Source organism: Nocardioides psychrotolerans (assembly GCF_943371775.1).
GTDB lineage: Bacteria > Actinomycetota > Actinomycetes > Propionibacteriales > Nocardioidaceae > Nocardioides > Nocardioides psychrotolerans_A.
In genome coordinates, this window is sequence record NZ_CALRWD010000046.1 from 1 (window position 1) to 20,383 (window position 20,383).

Sequence of the window (20,383 nt, forward strand, 5' to 3'; positions counted from 1 at the left end):
CCCCCCCCCCCCGCGCCGGTCACGACCTCTCGACCCACCAGACCCCTGAGGGAGACACACACCCATGGCGAACATCACCGCCGCTGACGTCAAGAAGCTCCGCGAGACTTCGGGCGCCGGCATGATGGACTGCAAGAAGGCGCTCACCGAGGCCGACGGCGACTTCGACAAGGCCGTCGAGATCCTGCGGATCAAGGGCGGCAAGAAGATGGCCGAGCGCGCCGCCGAGCGCGAGGCCTCCGCCGGCCTGGTCGCCACCTCCGGTGGTGCCCTGGTCGAGCTCAACTGCGAGACCGACTTCGTCGCCAAGGGCGACCAGTTCGTCACCGCGGCCCAGCAGATCGCCGAGGCGGCCGACGCCGCCCAAGCGGCCGACGCCGAGGCCCTCAAGGCCGTCGAGCTCGATGGCAAGACCGTCGGCGAGGTCGTCAACGACCTGGCCGTCTCCATCGGCGAGAAGATCGAGCTCGGTCGCGTCGCCTACTTCGGTGGCTCCACGGTCGTCTACATGCACAAGCGTGCAGCCGACCTGCCGCCCGCCGTCGGCGTGCTCGTCGAGTACGACGGCGACGCCGACGCCGCGCGCGCTGCCGCGATGCAGGTCGCCGCGATGTGTCCGCAGTTCCTCACCCGTGACGAGGTCCCCGAGGACGTCGTTGCCAAGGAGCGTGAGATCGCCGAGGCGACCTCGCGTGAGGAGGGCAAGCCCGAGCAGGCGATCGCCAAGATCACCGAGGGCCGGCTCAACGGCTTCTTCAAGGACGTCGTGCTGCTCGAGCAGCCGTCGGTCGTCGAGAACAAGAAGTCGGTCAAGACGGTCCTCGACGAGGCCGGGACCACCCTGAAGCGGTTCGTCCGCTTCGAGGTCGGCGCCTGAGCACTCGCTCCTCGCACGACCCCTCCAGCAGCGCTGCCGTCCACGGCAGCGCTGCTGGTGGTTGAGGGCCTTCGGCCCTGTCCGACCCACGTCGCCGCGGTGATGATCGAGGCATGACAGACATCTGCGTGGTCGACGTCGTGGAGCAGCCGACCGCAGGAGTGCGTGCGTCGGTGCCGATGAGCGAGCTGACCGAGTTCTTCGGACGGGCCTTCCAGGAGACGATGACGGTGCTGGAGTCCCAGGGCGTGACACCCGTGGGTCCACCCTTCGGGAGGTACTACGGCGCGCCGGGCGCCGTGATCGACGTCGAGGCCGGCTTCCCGGTGGCAACGGCCGTCGTGGCGGCGGACACGGTCGTGCCCGGCTGCCTGCCGGAGGGGAAGGCGGTCGAGGCGATCCATGTCGGTGCCTACGACACCCTGGAGAGCACGTATGCGGAGATGGAGTCGTCTGGCGCCGACCGGGGGATCTCGCTCGGCGCGACCATGTGGGAGACCTACCTGAGCAACCCGGAGGACGAGCCGGAGCCGGCGACGTGGCGCACGCGCATCACCTGGCCGATCGCCTGATCCAGGGCGAGACCACAGGCGTCGCGGTGTGATCCACCGCGCGTGCGCGCGGGTCTCGTGCGGACCGGGTAGCGCGAGCAGGGCACGCGGGCAGGTAACCTCGCTCCGACCGCCCAGCAGGGCGGCCAGCAAGGCGGCCAGCAGGACGGAAGGACCCGATGACCGGCTACAAGCGTGTGCTCCTCAAGCTGTCCGGAGAGGTCTTCGGTGGCGGCAAGGTCGGCGTCGACCCCGACGTCGTCCAGGCCATCGCCCGCGAGATCGCCTCGGTGTCCAGCGCCGGTGTCCAGATCGCGGTCGTCACGGGCGGGGGCAACTTCTTCCGAGGGGCCGAGCTCCAGCAGCGTGGCATCGACCGGGTCCGTGCCGACTACATGGGCATGCTCGGCATTGTGATGAACTGCCTGGCCCTCCAGGACTTCCTCGAGAAGCTCGGCGTCGACACCCGGGTCCAGACCGCCATCACGATGGGCCAGGTCGCCGAGCCCTACATCCCGCGCCGGGCGATCCGGCACATGGAGAAGGGCCGGGTCGTCATCTTCGGCGCCGGCATGGGCATGCCGTTCTTCTCGACCGACACCGTCGCCGCCCAGCGAGCACTCGAGACCAAGTGCGAGGTGGTCCTGATGGGCAAGAACGGCGTGGACGGCGTCTACACCGCCGACCCCAAGCTCGACCCGACGGCCACCAAGCTCGAGCACATCACCTTCAACGACGCCCTCCAGCAGGGCCTCAAGGTGGCCGACGCCACCGCGTTCGCCCTCTGCATGGAGAACAAGATGCCGATGATCGTCTTCGGCATGGAGCCCGAGGGCAACATCCTCCGCGCCGTGAAGGGTGACAGAATCGGCACGCTGGTCAGCGCGGACTGACCCGCCCGACCCCGAGCACCGGCACCAGACCAAGGCAAAGGAAGCACCGTGATCAACGAGATCCTCAAGGAAGCCGACACCAAGATGGACAAGTCGGTGGAGTCGACGCGCGAGGAGTTCGCCGCGATCCGTGCCGGTCGTGCCGCGCCGAGCATGTTCAGCAAGATCGTGGTCGACTACTACGGCTCGCCGACCCCGCTGCAGCAGCTCGCGTCCTTCACCGCCCAGGAGGCCCGCGTCATCCTGATCGCGCCCTACGACCAGGGTGCGATGGGCAACGTCGAGCGCGCCATCCGTGACTCCGACCTGGGCGTCAACCCCTCCAACGACGGCAAGGTGCTGCGCTGCGTCTTCCCCGAGCTCACCGAGGAGCGCCGCAAGGAGTACATCAAGGTCGCCCGCGCCAAGGCCGAGGACGGGCGCGTCGCGGTCCGCAACCTGCGCCGCACGGCGAAGCAGAACCTCGAGAAGCTCGAGAAGGACGGCGAGGTCGGCAAGGACGACGTCACCGGAGCCGAGAAGAAGCTCGACGGGGTCACCAAGACCCACACCGACGCCATCGACGAGATGCTCAAGAACAAGGAAGCCGAGCTGCTCGAGGTCTGAGGACCCGACAGCTCACACCCCGATGACGGAGACCTCACCGACGGCGCCGCCGACCAAGGACCACGGCCGAGCCGGGCGTGACCTGCCGGCGGCGATCACGTCCGCGGTCGTGCTGCTCGGTGCCATCGCGGCATCCCTGTTCTTCTGGAAGACCGCGTTCATGCTGATCGTGGTCGTCGCCGTGGTCGTGGCGATCTGGGAGCTCCGCAAGGGCATGCTCGCCAAGGACATCGACCTGCCTGAGCAGCCGCTCATGCTGGGCGGTGTCGCGATGGTCGTCGTCGCCTACTACTGGGGTGCCCCGGCGCTGGTGACCGCCACGGCCGTCGCCGCGCTGGTGACCATGCTCTGGCTGCTGCAGCGGGGGATCGACGGCTACGTGCAGAACGCGACGGCGTCGGTGTTCACCCTCGTCTACGTGCCCTTCCTCGGCTCGTTCGTCGCCCTGCTGCTCTCCGAGGGTGGTCGCGGCAACACCGCGGGCCTCGACGACGACGGTGTCAAGGCGATCATCACCTTCATCCTCGTCACCATCGCCTCCGACACCGGCGGCTACATCGGCGGCGTCCTGTTCGGCAGGCACCCGATGGCGCCGGTCATCTCGCCCAAGAAGTCCTGGGAGGGCTTCATCGGCTCGATCCTGGCGACGATCGGCGCCGGCATCGTGCTGGTCGTCTACCTGCTCGAGGCCGACTGGTGGATCGGGGTCTGCCTGGGCCTCATCGCCGCGGTCATGGCGACGCTCGGCGACCTGTGCGAGTCGGTGATCAAGCGCGACCTCGGCATCAAGGACATGAGCCAGGTCATCCCCGGCCACGGCGGCCTGATGGACCGGCTCGACTCGCTGCTCGCCACCGTCGCGCCGATCTGGCTGCTCCTGCACTACCTCGTCTTCACGTGACCCTCTTCCTCGTGCGGCACGGTCGCTCCCTGCCCGAGAGCGGCCGCATCCCGGCCGCCTGGGAGCTCGATCCGGCCGGGTTCGACGACATCTGGGCGCTGCGTGAGTCGGGGCGGCTGCCTCAGGACGCCGCGTGGTTCTGCTCCCCGGAGCCCAAGGCGGTCGGCACGGCCCAGCTCCTCACCGAGGGCGACGTGGGCATCGTCGAGGACCTCGCGGAGCACCGCCGCGAGACGGCCGACTGGATCGACGACTTCGCCGGCGTCGTACGACGAGCCTTCGAGCACCCCACCACCTCGGCGTACGACGGGTGGGAACCGCTGAGCGCCTGTCGCGGCCGTGTGGTCCCCGCGGTCCGTCGCATCCTCGACGTCCACGCAGGAGAGGACGTCGTGCTCGTCGGGCACGGCACGGCCTGGACCCTCACCGTCGCCGAGCTGACCGGCAGCGTGCCCGACCTGGACCGCTGGGCCGCCCTGGCGATGCCGGACGTCCTCGTGGTGACCCCTGACATGCTGGCCCCATGACGTCCTGGAGCACGCTGCGCAGCCGCCGAGGCCTGCGCACCCTCGCCGCCACCGGCGCGGCCGCCTTCGCCAGCGCTGGTCTCGGTGCGGCCGCCACGACGCCGGACACCGACTGGTACCTCCGGCTCGAGAAGCCGCCGTGGGACCCGCCGACGATCGCCTACCCCCTGGTGTGGACCCCGCTCTACGCCGACATCGCCCTCACCAGCGCCGCTGCGCTGACCCTTCTCGAGCAGGAGGGGCGCCACGACCAGGCTGCCGCGCTGCGACGGGCCCTCGCGACCAACCTGGTGCTCAACACCGGCTGGAGCGTCCTGTTCTGGCGGGTGCGTCGACCCTGGCTGTCCGCCGCCTGGTGCGCCGTCCTCACGGCCCACTCGGCCGCGCTGGTCAAGCGGGTGGGCGACGTCGACCCGTCGCTGGGCACCGCGCTGGCGCCCTACCCGCTCTGGTGCGGCTTCGCCACCGCGCTCAACACCTCGATCGCGCGCCGCAACGCCTGATCCGGTGACATATTGGGCCCCATGAGCGACCAGGCGTCTCCGGGCAAGCCGCTGCGGGCGCTGCCGATCATCGTCGGCATCGTGCTGCTGGTGCGTGCCGGGGTCTGCGCGTCGCTCTTCCTGCCCGGATCCTTCTAGTCGATGTATCCCACCCTCGGTGGCGTGCCCACCCACGAGCTCTTCGTCCTGCTCGGCGTGATCGTGGCCGGCGCCGTCTTCACCCTCGAGGCCCGCCGTCGTGGCCAGACCGACGAGCGGCTCGCCTTCGTGATCCTCGGCGCGGTCGTGGGGGGCGCGGTGTTCATGCGGATGGGCACCTGGCTCCAGCACGTCGACCTGCGGGACAACGCGTCGTTCGCCGAGCAGTGGCTCTACGGCAACCGCTCGATCCTCGGCGGGCTGGTCGGCGCCTGGCTCGGCGTGCACGTCGCCAAGCGCGCGGTGGGCTACAAGATCCGCACCGGTGACCTCTTCGCGCCGGCCGTCGCGCTGGGCATGGCCGTCGGCCGCATCGGCTGCCTGCTCACCGAGGCGCCGGGCACCCCGACCGCCGGCGGTTGGGGCATCACGCTCGACGCCGCGGCGGCCGAGCGCACGGGTGCGCCCGCGGGCGTCGGCCTGCACCCGTCGTTCGTCTACGAGATCGCCTTCCACCTCACCGCGTTCCTCGTGCTGTGGCTGTGGCTGCGGCACCGCTCGCTCCCGCCGGGGGAGTCCTTCGTCTGGTACGTCGCCGCCTACGGCGTCTTCCGCTTCCTCGTCGAGCTCGTCCGCGGCAACGAGGTCGCCTGGGAGGGCCTCACCCGCCCCCAGCTCTTCCTGCTCATGACGATCCCGCTGGTCCTGGCGCGGATCGCGCTCCAGGTGCGTCGCGGTCGCTACCGTGACGCGCTCCGCCCCGCCTCCCGAGAGCAGGTCACCGCATGACCCAGCAGACGTCGAAAGGGTCGGCCGCTCGGGGTCCTGGCATGCCGCTGCGCGGGGACCGCATCCACCGCTACGTCAACGCCTTCTGCCCCCTGTGCCACGAGGAGGTGCCCGACCGCCCTCTGGCCGACGTACGCCGTCTCTCCGGGTGGCTGGTCGAGCGCGACGACCGCATCTGGCTGGAGCGCGGCTGCCCCGACCACGGCCTGGTCCGCACGATGTACGACGAGTCGCCCGAGATCCTGCGCTACCTCGAGGAGTGGACCGCGCCGACCAAGGTGCACGAGCCCGACCTGCGCGGCAACTTCAAGCCGGTGCCCTCGGCCTACGAGGACGGGCTCCCGGAGATGCAGACCCAGCACACCTGCATCCTGCTCGAGGACCTCCTCGACCACTGCAACCTCAAGTGCCCGACCTGCTTCGCCGAGTCGTCGCCGGCGCTCGCATCGGTCGCGCCGCTGGAGGCCGTGCTCGCCTCGATCGACGCCCGTCTGGCCCGGGAGAACGGCCGCATCGACGTGCTCATGCTCTCCGGTGGGGAGCCGACGCTCTACCCGCAGCTCGCCGAGCTGCTCGAGGCCGTGGTCGCGCGACCCGTCGTGCGGATCCTGATCAACACCAACGGCCTGCTCGTGGCGCAGGACGACGTGCTGCTGGCCCTGCTGACCCAGCACCGCGAGCGTGTCGAGATCTATCTCCAGTACGACGGGGAGTCGGCGCACGCGTCCACCTACCACCGTGGTGCCGACATCCGGCGCTTCAAGGACCGCGCGATCGAGCGGCTCTCCGCGGCCGGGATCTTCACGACGCTCACGATGACCGCGGCGCTGGGCGTCAACGACGACGAGATCGGCTTCGTGCTCAAGCGCGCCCTCGACACGCCCTACGTCGGCGGCGTGACCATCCAGCCGGTCTTCGGCAGCGGACGCTCCGGGGCGATCGACCCGCTCGAGCGGCTCACCCACACCGGCGTCCTGGCGCGGCTGGAGGAGCAGACCAACGGGGTCGTCACCTGGCGCGACCTGACCGCGCTGCCGTGCTCGCATCCGCACTGCTGCTCGGTGGGCTACCTGATGCGCGACGACTCGGGCTCGTGGAGCTCGCTCACGGCGCTGATCGGCCACGACCGGCTCAAGCAGTGGCTCGACCTGGAGCCCGACCTGCTGGCCAACCGGATCGCCGACGACACCATCCCTGATGCGATGAAGCAGGTCGTCAAGGGCTCCCTGCTCGACCTGCTCTCCGAGCAGTCCTCGCTCTCGCACCCCTCGATGAGCACGATCTGGCGCGACATCTGCCAGAACTGCGACATCGGCATCGGCACCCTGACCGCGCTCGCCTCGAGCAGGCTGCCGGGCCAGCACCAGCGGCTGCGCCGGATGCTGGGGGAGCGGGTGCTGCGGGTGACGGTCAAGCCGTTCATGGACATGGACACGATGATCGAGGAGCGGCTGACGCAGTGCTGTGTGCACGTCGCCACGGTCAACGAGGACTCGGGCGCCCACCAGTGCGCGCCGTTCTGTGCCGTGCAGGCGTGGATGCCGTTGAGCCGCACGCGGATCTCCACGGCGACGGGGCAGCGGTCGTGAGCCACGACCCGCGGGTCGTCGAGCCCCAGCGGCTCGAGACCACGCCCCGCGAGCAGTCGGGTGACGCGGCGCCGTACGACCCGCTGCGGCTGTGCGTCTATGCCACCGTCGCGCTGCTCGCGTGGCTGCTCGGGCCGGTGGCGGTCGTGGGGTTCGCGACGCTCGGCTTCGTCGGCTACTGGCGGGCCCGACGGGCCGGTCTGCTGCGCAGCAGGTGCAAGCTCGGCGACACCCGGATCGTGCTGGTCTACCTCGCCGCGCTGGTCGCGGCAGGCGTCGGCGGGATCGCGCTGGGCTGGTGGGTGTGGTGATCGCCCCATCCCGGCTCCCCGCGTTCTACTCTCGGGGGGTGACGACGAGGCGCGGGAGGTGGGGGCGATGACCGAGCCGCCGACCCCGCCGCCGGGCTACGGACCGCCTGGCTACGGACCGCCCTACCCGCCGCCCCCCTCGCCCTACCAGCAGCAGCCCGGCATGGCCGGGTGGTCGAAGGTGCTGATCGGCGCGGTGCTCGGGATGGTCGGCGGCGTGATCGTGCTGGTCGCGGTGCTGATCATCATCGGCTCCACGGTCAGCAGCGACACCAGCATCACCGGAGAGATGGTCTTCGCCCTGTGCGTGCTCGTGCCGACGCTCCTGCCGGCGCCGATGCTCTTCTTCCGCGCGACACGGATGTGGGCGGTCGGGCTGATGATCGGCGCCGGGCTGAGCACGATCGTCCTGGCCGGCGCCTGCGCCTACATCATCCAAGGACTCACGGAAGGCTCCGCATGAGCACCGAGCAGCAGGACGAGCGTGCCGAGCCCGACGAGCAGGCCGAGACCGAGCAGCGTCAGCCGGACTGGTGGCACCGCGACCACCCGACGTTCACCGCGCTGACGGGGTTCTTCACGGGCCTGGCCTTCGTGATCCTCGTGCCGGGCGCCTTCGCGGCGATCCTCAGCGCGATGTTCGACTACGGCCGCGCCGAGGAGCTGTTCCCCTTCGTGCTGCTGACCCTGGGCGTCCCGATCGGCCTGGTGGCTGCGCCTCGCACCCGACGATTCGGCCGCTACATGCTGATCGGGATGTCCACCACGTTGGTCGTCGTCGTGGGGGTCGCCGCGCTGGTCGTGTGGTTCCTCGTCGAGGTCGAGGGCTGAGAGTCTCGCCCCCGGTCGGTTTGAGCCGCCTCCTACGGGCAAGGCTGTGACGGTCGCCACATCCGGCGGCATGTCTCGGGAGGACATCGACCATGAAGCAGAAGAACCCGCTCGTCGGGGAGCTGTGCGCGGAGTTCGCCGGCACCCTCATCCTCATCCTCTTCGGCGTCGGGGTGGTGGCGCAGGTCAGCACCAGCGCCGACGGCAGCCTGGGTGACCACGACTCGATCGCCTGGGCCTGGGGCCTGGGCGTCACCCTCGGTGTCTATGTCGCCGCGCGCCTCTCCGGCGCCCACCTCAACCCCGCCGTCACCTTGGCCCTGGCGGTCTTCCAGGGCTTCGCCTGGCGCAAGGTCCTGCCCTACGCCGTGGCGCAGACGCTGGGCGCGTTCGTCGCGGCCCTCATCGTGCGGGTGTCCTACTCCGACCTGATCGCGGCCGTCGACCCCGGCCACACGATCGCCACGCAGGGGATCTTCTCGACGCTGCCCGGCAACGGCGTCGCCGACGTGAGCCTCAGCTCGGCGTTCGTCGACCAGGTCGTGGGGACCGCGATCCTGGTGTTCGTGATCTTCGCGCTGACCTCGGCGTGGAACAACCCGCCCATGGCCAACCTCGGGCCGGTCGTGGTCGGCCTGCTGGTCGTGGCGATCGGCATGGCGTGGGGCGCCAACGCCGGCTACGCCATCAACCCCGCGCGCGACTTCGGCCCGCGCCTGGCCTCGTTCATCACCGGCTACGGCGGCGCTTGGCGCGACCAGGACGGGGGCCTCTACTTCTGGCTGCCGATCGTGGCGCCGCTCGTCGGCGGCCTCGTCGGTGGGGGCCTGTTCAAGGTCCTCATCGAGCGCCACCTCGCCGAGGAGCCGGGCGAGGACGAAGCCGTCGGCGAGCCCGTGCCCGAGACGGTCCAGAGCCGCGACCGCGAGTCCGCCGGCCGCCGATGAGCAAGCCCCAGCACGCACCCACAAGCCCATGCAGCAGCGAAGCACCGAGGAGAGATGACCATGGCTGAATACGTCGGAGCCGTCGACCAGGGCACCACCAGCACCCGCTTCATGATCTTCGACCACGCCGGGGAGGAGGTCGCCCGCCACCAGCTCGAGCACGAGCAGATCATGCCCAAGGCCGGCTGGGTGGAGCACAACCCGGTGGAGATCTGGGAGCGCACGAGCTCGGTGATCCAGACCGCGCTCGGCAAGGCCGGCCTGAGCAGCAAGGACCTCGCCGCGGTCGGCATCACAAACCAGCGCGAGACGACCGTCGTGTGGAACCGCACCACCGGACGGCCCTACTACAACGCGATCGTCTGGCAGGACACCCGCACCGACAAGATCGCCTCGAAGCTCGAGCGCGACGGGCACGGCGACCTGATCCGCAAGCGGGCCGGGCTCCCGCCGGCGACCTACTTCGCCGGCGGCAAGATCCAGTGGATCCTCGAGAACGTCGACGGGGTCCGCGAGGCCGCCGAGGCCGGCGACGCGATCTTCGGCACCACCGACTCCTGGCTGATCTGGAACCTCACCGGTGGCACCGACGGTGGGGTGCACGTCACCGACGTCACCAACGCGAGCCGCACGATGCTGATGGACCTCGAGACCTGCGAGTGGGACGACGAGCTGCTCGCGCTCTTCGACATCCCTCGCGCGATGCTCCCCGAGATCCGCTCCTCCAGCGAGCCCGGCGGCTACGGCACGACGCTCGCCAACGGCCCGTTCCGCGGAGAGGTGCCGATCACCGGCATCCTCGGGGACCAGCAGGCCGCCACCGTGGGGCAGGTGTGCTTCGAGCCCGGCGAGGCCAAGAACACCTACGGCACCGGCAACTTCATGCTGCTCAACACCGGCACCGAGCTGGTGCGCTCCGACAACGGCCTGCTCACCACGGTCTGCTACCGCTTCGGGGACGACAAGCCGGTCTACGCGCTCGAGGGTTCCATCGCCGTCACGGGCTCGGCGGTCCAGTGGCTGCGCGACCAGCTCGGCATCATCTCCGGGGCCTCCCAGAGCGAGTCGCTGGCGCGTCAGGTCGACGACAACGGTGGGGTCTACTTCGTGCCCGCCTTCTCCGGGCTGTTCGCGCCCTACTGGCGTTCCGATGCCCGTGGCGCCATCGTCGGGCTGTCGCGCTTCAACACCAACGCCCACGTCGCACGGGCCACGCTGGAGGCCATCTGCTACCAGTCGCGCGACGTCGCCGAGGCGATGGAGCAGGACTCCGGCGTCAAGCTCGAGGTCCTCAAGGTCGACGGCGGCGTGACCGCCAACGAGCTGTGCATGCAGATCCAGGCCGACGTCCTCGGTGTCGAGGTGAGCCGGCCGATGGTCGCCGAGACCACCTGCCTGGGAGCGGCGTACGCCGCTGGGCTGGCGGTCGGCTTCTGGGCCAACACCGACGAGCTGCGCAAGAACTGGAACGAGGGCAGGAGATGGTCGCCACAGTGGGATGACGAGCAGCGCTCGACGGGTTATGCCCAGTGGAAGAAGGCGGTCGAGCGCACGCTTGACTGGGTCGACGTCGAGTGACGCCTTCGATCGACTGCTACACCTGAAGCACGTCCGTCGCAGCATCCCCCACGGAGAGGCCACCCATGAGATCCGTCGCCCTGTCACCCGCGTCCCGTGAGGAGTCCCTGCGCCGGCTGGCCGAGGACGAGCTCGACATCCTGGTCATCGGTGCCGGGGTCGTCGGTGCCGGGTCCGCGCTCGACGCGGCGACGCGCGGGCTCTCCGTGGGGCTGGTGGAGGCGCGCGACTTCGCCTCCGGCACGTCGAGCCGGTCCAGCAAGCTGATCCACGGCGGGCTGCGCTACCTCGAGATGCTCGACTTCGGGCTGGTCGCCGAGGCGCTCAAGGAGCGAGGCCTGCTGATCCAGCACCTGGCACCGCACCTGGTCAAGCCGGTCGCGTTCCTCTACCCGCTCCAGCACCGCGGGTGGGAGAGGATCTACGCCGGGTCGGGGGTGGCGCTCTACGACGCCATGTCGCGACTCTCGGGTCGGGCCGGGGTGCCGTTGCACAAGCACCTGACCCGCAAGGGCGCACGCCGCCTGGCTCCGTCGCTGCGCAAGGACGCGCTGGTCGGTGCCCTGCACTACTACGACGCCCAGGTCGACGACGCCCGGCACACGATGTTCCTGGCGCGGACGGCCGCCGCCTACGGCGCGCATGTCGCCTCACGCGTGCGCGTCGTCGAGCTGCTGCGCGAGGGCGAGCGGGTGACCGGGGCGCGGGTGCGCGACCTGGAGAGCGACACGACCTTCGACATCCGGGCGCGCCAGGTCGTCAACGCCACCGGCGTCTGGACCGACGAGACCCAGTCGCTCGGGGGACAGCGAGGCCAGTTCAGCGTGCGGGCCAGCAAGGGCGTCCACCTCGTCGTCCCCAAGGACCGGATCCGCTCCGAGGTGGGGCTCATCCTGCGCACGGAGAAGTCCGTGCTGTTCGTGATCCCGTGGGGTCGTCACTGGATCATCGGCACCACTGACACCGACTGGGACCTCGACAAGTCGCACCCGGCGGCCAGCCAGGCCGACATCGACTACCTCCTCGAGCACGTCAACAGGGTGCTCGAGGTCCCCCTGACACGCGAGGACGTCGTCGGGGTCTACGCCGGGCTCCGACCGCTGCTGGAGGGGGAGTCCGACGCCACCTCCAAGCTCTCCCGCGAGCACGCGGTCGGTCACCCCGCGCCGGGCCTGGTGGTCGTCGCCGGCGGCAAGTACACGACGTACCGGGTCATGGCCAAGGACGCCGTCGACGAGGCGGTCTACGGGCTCGACACCCACCTCGACCGGCGAGTGCCGGACTCGGTCACCCAGGACGTCCCGCTGCTCGGGGCCGAGGGCTACCACGCCCTGTGGAACAACCGGCACCTCCTCGCGCGCCAGGCGGGCCTGCACGACGTGTGGATCGAGCACCTGCTCGACCGCTACGGCTCGCTGGTGCACGAGCTGCTCGCGCTCGTCGAGGACGACCCGTCGCTGGGGGAGCCGCTCACCGGTGCGGCCGACTACCTGCGGGTGGAGGCGGTCTACGCCGCCAGCCACGAGGGTGCACGACACCTCGACGACGTGCTCACCCGTCGCACCCGCATCTCGATCGAGACGTTCGACCGCGGGGTCGGTGCCGCCGCGGAGGTCGCGGAGCTGGTCGGCGACGTGCTCGGCTGGAGCGCGGAGCAGCGGGCGTTGGAGATCGAGCACTACCGCGCCCGGGTCGAGGCCGAGCGGGAGAGCCAGCAGATGCCCGACGACGAGACCGCCGACGCGGCCCGTCTCGGCGCGGCCGACGTGGTGCCTCTCAGCTGATCGGCCACCCCTCCACGAGCGGGGCGGTCGTCGTTTCGCGACGTCCGCCCCGGGAGTGGGACAATGGGTCTGATGTCAGAGCCGATCAAGACCCTTCCCCTCGTCTTCGACGAGCCGCGTGGCCGCAAGAAGCCCCCGCGGCACCTCGCCGACCTCACCTCGCCCGAGCGCAAGGCGCTCCTCGAGGAGCAGGGCCTGCCCGGCTTCCGTGCCAAGCAGCTCTCCACGCACTACTTCGGCCGTCTCGTCGACGACCCCGAGCAGATGACGGACCTGCCCGCCGGCCAGCGTGCCGACCTGGTCGCGGCCCTGCTGCCGAACCTGATGACGCCGCTGCGCACGATGGAGGCCGACAAGGGCACCACGCGCAAGACGCTGTGGAAGCTCTTCGACGGCGCGCTCGTGGAGTCGGTCCTGATGCGCTACCCCGACCGGGCCACCGTCTGCGTCTCCAGCCAGGCCGGTTGCGGCATGGCCTGCCCCTTCTGCGCCACCGGTCAGGGCGGTCTGCAGCGCAACATGTCGACCGCCGAGATCGTCGAGCAGGTCGTCGCCGGCGCCCGGTCGATGGCGCGCGGCGAGGTCCCCGGCGGGCCCGGGCGCGTCTCCAACGTGGTCTTCATGGGCATGGGCGAGCCGCTGGCCAACTACAAGGCCGTCATCGGCGCCGTACGCCGCCTCGTCGACCCCTCACCCGACGGCCTCGGCATGTCGGCGCGCGGCATCACGGTCTCGACCGTCGGCCTCGTGCCGCGGATCAACCAGCTGACCGAGGAGGGCATCCCGGTCACGCTCGCGCTCAGCCTCCACGCGCCCGACGACGAGCTGCGCAACGAGCTGGTCCCGATCAACACCCGCTACTCGGTCGCCGAGACGGTCGAGGCCGCGTGGAACTACGCGCGGGTCACCAAGCGCCGCGTCTCCATCGAATACGCCATGATGCGCGGCATCAACGACCAGGCCCACCGCGCCGACCTGCTCGGCGACGTCCTGCGCTCCTACGGCGACTGGGGCTGGGTCCACGTCAACCTGATCCCGCTCAACCCGACGCCCGGCTCCAAGTGGACCGCGTCCGACCCCGCCGACGAGCGTGAGTTCGTCCGTCGGCTCGAGGCCAAGGGTGTGCCCACCACGGTCCGCGACACCCGCGGCCGCGAGATCGACGGTGCCTGCGGGCAGCTGGCGGCGACCGAGGCCTGAGGCGTGTCGCCGCGGGAAGTGGTCGACCCCGCGTGCGAGCGTGAGCAGATGGAGTCCCGCCTGACCCCCGAGGACGTGGCCGCCGCGTGCGCGGCCTGGACCTGGGTGCCGGAGTCGGCGACGACGGTCGAGACCGACGAGCTGCTGCTGGTGCGCTACCCGGAGTGGTTCACCCAGCCGCTGGCCTTGCTGCGCCTCGAGCCGCGTCGCCCGCTCGATGAAGCGGTCGGTGAGGTGATGGAGCGCGCTCGCGAGCACGACGTCGACGAGCTGCTCTGGTGGGTCCGGCTCGGCTCGCCCGAGGGCCTGGAGGACGCCGTGGTCGGGCTCGGGGGAGTCGTCGACGAGACGCTCGACGTGCTCGCCCTGGACCTCACCGGCCCCGCGGTCGACCTGGACGTCCCGACCGACCTGGAGCTCCGGTGGAACACCGACGTCGCCACCGAGCGCGACGCCCAGCTCGTGCAGACCAGGGTCTTCGGGGACGAGATGCCTCCGGACGAGGAGCTCGCGTCAGCGGCGCGCACGGCGGCCACGACCGTGCCCGCCGGGGAGGGCGGCTGCCTGGTCGCCTACCTCGACGGTCGCCCGGTCGGCGCGGCCGGCCTCGCCGTGGGCGAGCACGTCGCCCGCCTGTGGGGCGGCTCGGTCCTGGAGGAGGCCCGCGGCCACGGTGTCTATCGCGCGCTGCTGTCCGCGCGCCTCGACTACGCCCGCGAGCACGGTCTCACGATGGGCCTGGTCAAGGGGCGCGTCCAGACCTCCGGACCGATCCTGCGCCGGGCCGGCTTCTCCGTCTTCGGCCAGGAGCTGTCCTACGTCGTGCCGCTGCGCTGACCTCGTCGAGGCCCGCAGACGCGTGAGCGGCGGCGACCCGCTGGGGGAGAGGGCCGCCGCCGCCGTCAGGGGAGGTCGCGTCAGAGGTCGACGGGACGCAGCACCCGGTCGATGCCGTGGGCGACCTGCTTGTTGCCCCGGTTGAGGTCGAGCAGGCGCGGGATCGCCTCGGCGTTCTCGTCGTTGCGGTCCTTGTCCTGGATCTTCACCACGCCCTCGTGGTTGACGACGACCTTGAAGGTGGTCCCCGCGGCGGTGCGCACGTAGGAGCCGTCAGCGCCGACGACCTTCTCCGAGACCAGCGTCCTGCCGGCGACCACGTGGTAGAGCAGCACGGCCTCCACGGTGTCGATGCCCAGACCCGCGACGGCGTCGAAGGTCTTGGCCTCCGTGCCCGGCTTCGTGCCGGTCAGGTCGCCCACGAGCAGGCGGAAGGCGTTGTCCGTGGGCACGAAGACCGTCGCCCGCTTCGAGCCCTGCGTCAGCAGCGTGACCGCGCTGTCCGGCTTGGCCTCCAGCACGGCCAGGACCGCCTTCTCGGTGATGTCGAAGTCACCCCAGTTGCGGTCGAAGCGGTTGCCGTCGGCAGCCAGGACCTTCGCCACGCTGCGGTTGCCCTGAGCAGCCTCCGCAGGCAGAGCGGTCAGCGCGGTGGCCGATGCGGCGAGAGCGGCCACGAGGCCGGCGGTGGTGCGGTGGAGCTTCTTCATGGTTTCCCTCTCCTTGGTGGTGCGGTGGACACGAGCCGCGGGTGCGGCTCAGACAGTGGGCTCGTAGGAGCCGCGCAGGACCGACGTGACCGAGTGCTGCGGGTCGCCGTCGTCGGCCTCGAGGCTCACGTCGACGGCGCCGTACGCCGCCAGCAGCTCGTCGTCGACGCGGAAGGTGGTGCCGTCCCCGGACACCAGTCCGAGCGACAGCATCTTGTTGGTGGCCGGGTCGAGCAACCAGGCCTGGTAGAAGTGGCGGGCGTCGGTCCCCGGCAGGTCGGGTGCGCTGATCGTCATCAGGGTGCCGCGGTCGTCGCGCACCATCGTGACCTCGCCGGTGGCCGTCCCCTCGACCGCGTCGAGGGTGATGACCTGCGCCGGTGCGGCGACCGGCGGCGCCTGCTGGGGGTCATCCCCGCTTCCGAGCGTCAGGGCACCGACGGCCACGGCGCCGACGGCCACCGTGGCCGCGGCGGCCAGGAGGAAGCCTCGGCCGCGGCGGACGGGCGCTGCGAGCGCCGGCAGGTCCCGTGCGTCCCAGGGGTCGGTGACGGGTGGGGTGCTGCTCATCGTGTGCACGGCGCGCGCCAGCAGCGCATGACCGACAAGGGTGTCGACGAGCTCCTCGCGGCACGGGGCGCATCCCTCCAGGTGGTCACCGGCAGCGAGGACCGCGTCGTTGGAGAGCTCACCCTTGACCAGGGCGAAGAGGTCGGGGTGCTGCTCGGGTCGGTGCGAGCTGTTCATGGCATGCCTCCTTCGTCTCGTTCCCTCCGGAGCAGGTCCTCCAGGTGCCGGGTCCCACGAGCGGCCCGAGCCTTGACGGTGCCGAGCGGCACCTCGAGACGGGCCGCGATCTCGCGCTGGGTCAGGTCGGCGTAGTAGGCCAGCTCGAGCACCTCCCGCTCGTGCTCGGGGAGCCGGACCAGCGCGGCGCGCACCTCGGCGGCGTCCGCGAAGCGCTGCATCGTCTCCCGGCCGTCCTCGCCGACCAGGTCACGCACGGTCTCGACGTCGACCACGGGGTGACGTCGTTGCCGCAGGCTGTCGACGGCCCGGCGGTGGGCGATGGTGAAGAGCCAGGCACTGAAGCGCTGCCCGGGCTCGTAGCGCCCCGCCCCCTTCCAGGCGTCGAGGAACGTCTTCTGCAGCACGTCCTCCGCCTCGTCGGGTCCCACGTAGCGGCGCAGGTAGGCCAGGAGTCCCGGGCCGTAGGTCGAGTAGGCGTCCTCGAGCGCCAGCTCGTCGCGTCGCGCCAACCGAGCCCCGATGCTCTGCCCTCCGTCCATGACCAGTACTTCGTGCCCAGCAGGTCGACCGGTTGCAGGATCGGGAGAAATTCTTCTCGCCGGGCACCTCGGCGCGGCCTCCGCCCGTCCCACGACGTTCACGCACCGGCCACGCAGCGATCGGCGGGCGTTGCTGCGGCGCTCCTAGCGTCACGGTCATGGCCGACCTGATCGAGCTGCCCAGGACCACCGCCCCCACCGACCGCCTCCGCGTCCTCGTCGTCGCCGAGTCGTTCCTGCCCCAGGTCAACGGGGTCACCAACTCCGTGCGCCGGGTGCTCGAGCACCTCGCCGCGACCGGGCACGATGCCGCGCTGGTCGCGCCGACCGGCCCGTCGTCGTACGCCGGCTTCCCGGTGCTGCACGCCCGTGGCGCCAACCTGCCGCTCTACCCCGACTTCCGCATCGGGCTCGAGACCCGGCGCCGGCTGCGCTCGATCATGGAGCGCTTCGCGCCCGACGTCGTGCACATCGCCTCGCCGGCGACGTTGGGCTACCAGGCGGCGAAGGCCGCCCAGAGCCTGGGGATCCCGACGGTCGCGATCTACCAGACCGACCTCGTCGGCTTCGCCGAGCGCTACGACGTGCCCGGCGGCGGCCGGGCGATGGCGTCGCTGACGCGCCGCATCCACACCAAGGTCGACCGCACCCTGGCGCCCTCCTCGGCCAGCCTCGCGCAGCTGCGCGACCTCGCGATCCCGGGGACCGCCCTGTGGCCGCGGGGCGTCGACCTCCAGGCGTTCCACCCGGTGTGGCGCTCCGCCGACCTGCGTCGACAGCTCGCCCCCGACGGCCGACTGCTCGTCGGCTACGTCGGTCGTCTGGCGCCTGAGAAGGAGCTCCACCTCCTGAGCCACCTGGCGGACGACCCCCGCTACGCGCTGGTGGTCGTCGGAGGTGGCCCGGAGGAGCAGCGGCTGCGCAGCCTGCTCCCCGGTGCCACCTTCCTCGGGGTCCTCCACGGCGACGACCTCAGCCGCGCCTACGCCTCGCTGGACGTCTTCGTGCACACCGGACGCCACGAGACCTACTGCCAGTCCGCGCAGGAGGCGCTCGCCTCCGGGGTGCCGGTCGTCGCGCCGCGCTCCGGCGGTCCGATCGACGTCGTCACCGACGGCGTGGCCGGGCACCTCTACGAGCCGGGCGACGGCGCCGACCTCGCGTCGTACGTCGACGGCCTGGTCGGCCACAAGCTCACCCGTCGCACGATGGGCCTCGCCGCCCGGCGCAGCGTGCGTGACCGGTCGTGGCAGTCGGTCAACGAGGCGCTGGTCGATCACTACCGCGACGTGATCGCCGTCCGGGCCGCACCCGCACGTCTCGCCGGCTGACGCGTCAGCCGGCGTCGACCAGCGCGACGGCCTCCTCGACGGTGTCGACGAGGTGCACGTGCTGTTCCATCGCGCGACCGCGAGCCAGCGCCTGGAGCAGGGGCCACGCGGGCACGGTCTCGGTCCAGTGCTCGCGTCCGACCAGCACCATCGGCGCCACGGACGACTCGTCGGCGTAGTAGTTCTCACAGGCGTCCTGGAAGATCTCCTGCACCGTCCCCCCTGCCCCCGGCAGGAAGACGATGCCGGCGTCGCACACCTCCAGCAGGATCGCCTCGCGCGTGGAGTTGCGGAAGTACTTCGCGATCGCCGTCGCGAACAGGTTGGCCGGCTCGTGCCCGTAGTGCCAGGTCGGGATGCTGAGCCCCTCCCTGCCCTCGGGGAAGTCCGAGAGCACCGCACGCGCCGACCCCACCCACGCCTCCACCGAGGGGTGGTACGACGGCACGGCCGCCAGCAGCGCGAGTGCAGCGTCGAGGGCCCCGGGGTCGCGGCCGGCGAGGCGGGCGCCCAGGTTGGCCGCCTCCATCGCCCCCGGGCCGCCGCCGGTCGCGACCACGTGGTGGACGCCCAGACCGGCACCGAGGCGCACCGCGTCGGCGTAGGCGGGCTGGTCGCGGGTGAGCGCATGCCCGCCCATGACGCCGACCAGGCGGCGACCGTGGGTCCACGTCGCCAGTGCCTGGTCGATCGCGTGGTCGTGCAGCGCCCGGGCGAGCGTGTCGTCCTCGCCCTCGCCGTGCTGCGACCAGGCATAGGCCCGGGCGTCCAGCGAGTCGGCGTAGGACGCCGTGTCGTAGAGGTCGTCCACCGCGTAGAGCCGTGACCGGTAGACGTCGACCGGCACGTGGCCGATCGCGGGCAGCACCAGACCGCCCGCTTCCTCGACCCGCTCGCTGTCGCCCTCGGCGAAGGTGCACCCGAGGAAGGTCGCCCCGGAGACACGGCACGTCGCCAGCTGCTGGGAGCGCGAGCTCAGGTCGACGCCGTAGAGACGCCATCCCGACAACCGATGGGCGCCACGGGCGATCCGTCGGTCGAAGTCCTCGAGGGTCTCGATGCGGACGCCACGGCCCCGGGTGCGGTTCACGGGGCCGAACCTAGTCGACCCCGTGAACGACTCAGAAGGCCCGCGCCATCAGCTCCCCGAAGAGCTCCTGCTCGTCGACCTCGAGCCCCCGCGAGCGGAACCAGGTGGCCACGTTGGTGCAGTCGCGCAGCAGGAAGTCCATCCCGGCGGGGTTGGCGACCAGGTCGACGACCTGCGGGAGGTCGATGACCACGAGCCGGTCGCCCGCCGCCAAGATGTTGTAGGGCGAGAGGTCTCCGTGGACGATCCCGTGCTGGACCAGGATGGTCAGGGTGTCGACCAGCTGTGCCCAGTAGGACTCCAGGCGCTCCCGGTCGGGCCGGGTCTGGGCGAGGCGCGGGGCCGTCTCCCCGTTGACCTGGACCCACTCCATGAGGATCTCGGTCCCGTCGATCTGGACGGGGTAGGGCACCGGGACGCCGATCTCGTGGAGGCGCACGAGCGCCTGCCACTCCGCCCAGGCCCACTGGCCGGCGGCGACCGCCCGGCCGTGCGCCGACTTCTTGGCCAGGGCGCGCGCGTCGCGGGTGTTCCGCATCTTGCGGCCCTCGGTGTAGGTGCTCGAGCGGTGGAAGGAGCGGTGCTCCTCGCCGCGGTAGCGCTTGGCGGCCATGACGACCGACCGCTCCGGGTCGAGGGGGTCGGCCCGCTCCAGGAGGAAGACGTCGCCCTCCTTGCCGGTCTTGAGGATGCCGAGGTCGGTGTCGATGGCGCCCTGCGAGGTCACCACCCAGGGGGGACGGGGCTCCGGGCCGCGGCAGAGCGGCTCGACGGAGAGCCAGGTCGACCAGCGCTGGGCGGGGTCGTCGAGGTCGTCGTAGGCGGTGAAGTCGAAGGTGAAGGACGGATCAGGGGCGTCGTCCGGGGACGACGAGAGCTGGGATGACAAGGGTGCTCCAGTGCGAGGAGGAGAGGTGGTCTGAGGTCAGGCCAAGGACAGTCGTCGACATGTCACGCTCCTCGTCGTCGGGCACCGGCAGGCACCGATGGCTGGCTCCAGGGTGGGGCCGCCCGTGGTGGAGGTGCAACCGATTTTGCGACGACGTCGTCGGGGACCGTGCTGCCCCGCGTTGCGGACCCCGGTGCGGGCGCGCGCTGGAC

The 20,383-nt window shown here is 71.1% G+C and carries 23 protein-coding genes; 18 read left to right on the plus strand and 5 right to left on the minus strand.

From position 1 onward, the window contains the following. The first annotated feature begins 64 nt into the window (after positions 1-64). The 17 genes from tsf (at position 65) to AAG827_RS13810 (ending at position 14,862) form a co-directional block, all read left to right on the plus strand. Positions 65-877 (plus strand): translation elongation factor Ts, encoded by an 813-nt coding sequence (gene tsf / locus AAG827_RS13730; protein ID WP_341926628.1) that lies wholly within the window; start codon positions 65-67, stop codon positions 875-877. A gap of 113 nt (positions 878-990) precedes the next feature. Beyond that, a complete protein-coding gene (locus AAG827_RS13735; RefSeq protein ID WP_341926629.1) occupies positions 991-1,449 on the plus strand; it encodes a GyrI-like domain-containing protein in 459 nt (152 codons plus the stop codon). Positions 1,450-1,607: 158 nt separating this feature from the next. Next, complete coding sequence (gene pyrH, locus AAG827_RS13740; RefSeq protein ID WP_341926630.1) at positions 1,608-2,321, plus strand: UMP kinase; 714 nt, start codon at positions 1,608-1,610, stop codon at positions 2,319-2,321. A 51-nt stretch (positions 2,322-2,372) separates the two neighbouring features. After that, on the plus strand, positions 2,373-2,927 hold the full coding sequence (frr, locus tag AAG827_RS13745) for a ribosome recycling factor (protein ID WP_309647047.1): 555 nt from the start codon (positions 2,373-2,375) through the stop codon (positions 2,925-2,927). 22 nt (positions 2,928-2,949) lie between these two features. Then, positions 2,950-3,828 carry a phosphatidate cytidylyltransferase gene (locus AAG827_RS13750; protein WP_341926631.1) on the plus strand — a complete coding sequence of 293 codons (879 nt, stop codon included), beginning with the start codon at positions 2,950-2,952 and terminating at the stop codon, positions 3,826-3,828. Next, positions 3,825-4,355 (plus strand): histidine phosphatase family protein, encoded by a 531-nt coding sequence (locus tag AAG827_RS13755; protein ID WP_341926633.1) that lies wholly within the window; start codon positions 3,825-3,827, stop codon positions 4,353-4,355. The genes AAG827_RS13750 and AAG827_RS13755 overlap by 4 nt, the downstream gene beginning before the upstream one ends. After that, on the plus strand, positions 4,352-4,858 hold the full coding sequence (locus tag AAG827_RS13760; protein WP_341926634.1) for a TspO/MBR family protein: 507 nt from the start codon (positions 4,352-4,354) through the stop codon (positions 4,856-4,858). The genes AAG827_RS13755 and AAG827_RS13760 overlap by 4 nt, the downstream gene beginning before the upstream one ends. 162 nt (positions 4,859-5,020) lie before the next feature. Continuing rightward, positions 5,021-5,785 carry a prolipoprotein diacylglyceryl transferase family protein gene (locus tag AAG827_RS13765; protein ID WP_341926636.1) on the plus strand — a complete coding sequence of 255 codons (765 nt, stop codon included), beginning with the start codon at positions 5,021-5,023 and terminating at the stop codon, positions 5,783-5,785. A 41-nt stretch (positions 5,786-5,826) separates the two neighbouring features. Further along, a complete protein-coding gene (locus AAG827_RS13770; protein WP_341926637.1) occupies positions 5,827-7,374 on the plus strand; it encodes a radical SAM protein in 1,548 nt (515 codons plus the stop codon). Next, positions 7,371-7,685, plus strand: a complete 315-nt coding sequence (locus tag AAG827_RS13775; RefSeq protein ID WP_341926638.1) for a hypothetical protein — start codon at positions 7,371-7,373, stop codon at positions 7,683-7,685. The genes AAG827_RS13770 and AAG827_RS13775 overlap by 4 nt, the downstream gene beginning before the upstream one ends. A gap of 67 nt (positions 7,686-7,752) precedes the next feature. After that, positions 7,753-8,148, plus strand: coding sequence for a hypothetical protein (locus AAG827_RS13780; RefSeq protein ID WP_341926640.1), 396 nt, complete (start codon positions 7,753-7,755; stop codon positions 8,146-8,148). Next, positions 8,145-8,516: a hypothetical protein gene (locus tag AAG827_RS13785; protein ID WP_341926641.1), complete on the plus strand. Its 372-nt coding sequence runs from the start codon at positions 8,145-8,147 to the stop codon at positions 8,514-8,516. The genes AAG827_RS13780 and AAG827_RS13785 overlap by 4 nt, the downstream gene beginning before the upstream one ends. 92 nt (positions 8,517-8,608) lie before the next feature. Beyond that, complete coding sequence (locus AAG827_RS13790) at positions 8,609-9,463, plus strand: MIP family channel protein (protein ID WP_341926642.1); 855 nt, start codon at positions 8,609-8,611, stop codon at positions 9,461-9,463. A gap of 54 nt (positions 9,464-9,517) precedes the next feature. Continuing rightward, positions 9,518-11,041 carry a glycerol kinase GlpK gene (gene glpK / locus AAG827_RS13795; protein WP_341926644.1) on the plus strand — a complete coding sequence of 508 codons (1,524 nt, stop codon included), beginning with the start codon at positions 9,518-9,520 and terminating at the stop codon, positions 11,039-11,041. A gap of 65 nt (positions 11,042-11,106) precedes the next feature. Next, on the plus strand, positions 11,107-12,825 hold the full coding sequence (locus tag AAG827_RS13800; protein WP_341926645.1) for a glycerol-3-phosphate dehydrogenase/oxidase: 1,719 nt from the start codon (positions 11,107-11,109) through the stop codon (positions 12,823-12,825). Between the two features lie 72 nt (positions 12,826-12,897). After that, entirely contained in the window at positions 12,898-14,025 is a 1,128-nt protein-coding gene (gene rlmN / locus AAG827_RS13805) for a 23S rRNA (adenine(2503)-C(2))-methyltransferase RlmN (protein ID WP_341926646.1), read from the plus strand. A gap of 3 nt (positions 14,026-14,028) precedes the next feature. After that, complete coding sequence (locus AAG827_RS13810; protein ID WP_341926647.1) at positions 14,029-14,862, plus strand: GNAT family N-acetyltransferase; 834 nt, start codon at positions 14,029-14,031, stop codon at positions 14,860-14,862. 80 nt (positions 14,863-14,942) lie between these two features. Here the strand turns inward: AAG827_RS13810 and AAG827_RS13815 are convergent, their stop codons facing one another. From AAG827_RS13815 to AAG827_RS13825, 3 genes are read right to left on the minus strand one after another with little or no spacing between them, the layout of a single operon-like run. Next, entirely contained in the window at positions 14,943-15,572 is a 630-nt protein-coding gene (locus AAG827_RS13815) for a fasciclin domain-containing protein (RefSeq protein WP_341926648.1), read from the minus strand. Positions 15,573-15,620: 48 nt separating this feature from the next. Further along, positions 15,621-16,319, minus strand: a complete 699-nt coding sequence (locus tag AAG827_RS13820) for an anti-sigma factor (protein ID WP_341926649.1) — start codon at positions 16,317-16,319, stop codon at positions 15,621-15,623. Continuing rightward, the gene (locus tag AAG827_RS13825) at positions 16,316-16,861 is read right to left on the minus strand and encodes an RNA polymerase sigma factor (protein WP_341926650.1); all 546 of its coding nucleotides are present in this window, start codon (positions 16,859-16,861) and stop codon (positions 16,316-16,318) included. The genes AAG827_RS13820 and AAG827_RS13825 overlap by 4 nt, the downstream gene beginning before the upstream one ends. A 158-nt stretch (positions 16,862-17,019) precedes the next feature. Here AAG827_RS13825 and AAG827_RS13830 point away from each other — a divergent pair, with 158 nt between their 5' ends. Beyond that, positions 17,020-18,192 carry a glycosyltransferase family 1 protein gene (locus AAG827_RS13830; protein ID WP_341926651.1) on the plus strand — a complete coding sequence of 391 codons (1,173 nt, stop codon included), beginning with the start codon at positions 17,020-17,022 and terminating at the stop codon, positions 18,190-18,192. Between the two features lie 4 nt (positions 18,193-18,196). Here the strand turns inward: AAG827_RS13830 and AAG827_RS13835 are convergent, their stop codons facing one another. Next, a complete protein-coding gene (locus AAG827_RS13835) occupies positions 18,197-19,282 on the minus strand; it encodes a Rossmann fold nucleotide-binding protein (RefSeq protein ID WP_341926652.1) in 1,086 nt (361 codons plus the stop codon). A gap of 31 nt (positions 19,283-19,313) precedes the next feature. Then, positions 19,314-20,171: an RIO1 family regulatory kinase/ATPase gene (locus tag AAG827_RS13840; protein WP_341926653.1), complete on the minus strand. Its 858-nt coding sequence runs from the start codon at positions 20,169-20,171 to the stop codon at positions 19,314-19,316. Between the last annotated feature and the right edge of the window lie 212 nt (positions 20,172-20,383).

What these genes read in the sequence shown, in the direction of transcription:
- tsf (WP_341926628.1), top strand. Translation starts at nt 65, where the DNA reads ATGGCGAACATCACCGCCGCTGACGTCAAGAAGCTCCGCGAGACTTCG.
- AAG827_RS13735 (WP_341926629.1), top strand. Translation starts at nt 991, where the DNA reads ATGACAGACATCTGCGTGGTCGACGTCGTGGAGCAGCCGACCGCAGGA.
- pyrH (WP_341926630.1), top strand. Translation starts at nt 1,608, where the DNA reads ATGACCGGCTACAAGCGTGTGCTCCTCAAGCTGTCCGGAGAGGTCTTC.
- AAG827_RS13750 (WP_341926631.1), top strand. Translation starts at nt 2,950, where the DNA reads ATGACGGAGACCTCACCGACGGCGCCGCCGACCAAGGACCACGGCCGA.
- AAG827_RS13760 (WP_341926634.1), top strand. Translation starts at nt 4,352, where the DNA reads ATGACGTCCTGGAGCACGCTGCGCAGCCGCCGAGGCCTGCGCACCCTC.
- AAG827_RS13770 (WP_341926637.1), top strand. Translation starts at nt 5,827, where the DNA reads ATGCCGCTGCGCGGGGACCGCATCCACCGCTACGTCAACGCCTTCTGC.
- AAG827_RS13780 (WP_341926640.1), top strand. Translation starts at nt 7,753, where the DNA reads ATGACCGAGCCGCCGACCCCGCCGCCGGGCTACGGACCGCCTGGCTAC.
- AAG827_RS13785 (WP_341926641.1), top strand. Translation starts at nt 8,145, where the DNA reads ATGAGCACCGAGCAGCAGGACGAGCGTGCCGAGCCCGACGAGCAGGCC.
- AAG827_RS13790 (WP_341926642.1), top strand. Translation starts at nt 8,609, where the DNA reads ATGAAGCAGAAGAACCCGCTCGTCGGGGAGCTGTGCGCGGAGTTCGCC.
- glpK (WP_341926644.1), top strand. Translation starts at nt 9,518, where the DNA reads ATGACCATGGCTGAATACGTCGGAGCCGTCGACCAGGGCACCACCAGC.
- AAG827_RS13800 (WP_341926645.1), top strand. Translation starts at nt 11,107, where the DNA reads ATGAGATCCGTCGCCCTGTCACCCGCGTCCCGTGAGGAGTCCCTGCGC.
- rlmN (WP_341926646.1), top strand. Translation starts at nt 12,898, where the DNA reads ATGTCAGAGCCGATCAAGACCCTTCCCCTCGTCTTCGACGAGCCGCGT.
- AAG827_RS13815 (WP_341926648.1), bottom strand. Translation starts at nt 15,572, where the DNA reads ATGAAGAAGCTCCACCGCACCACCGCCGGCCTCGTGGCCGCTCTCGCC.
- AAG827_RS13820 (WP_341926649.1), bottom strand. Translation starts at nt 16,319, where the DNA reads ATGAACAGCTCGCACCGACCCGAGCAGCACCCCGACCTCTTCGCCCTG.
- AAG827_RS13825 (WP_341926650.1), bottom strand. Translation starts at nt 16,861, where the DNA reads ATGGACGGAGGGCAGAGCATCGGGGCTCGGTTGGCGCGACGCGACGAG.
- AAG827_RS13830 (WP_341926651.1), top strand. Translation starts at nt 17,020, where the DNA reads ATGGCCGACCTGATCGAGCTGCCCAGGACCACCGCCCCCACCGACCGC.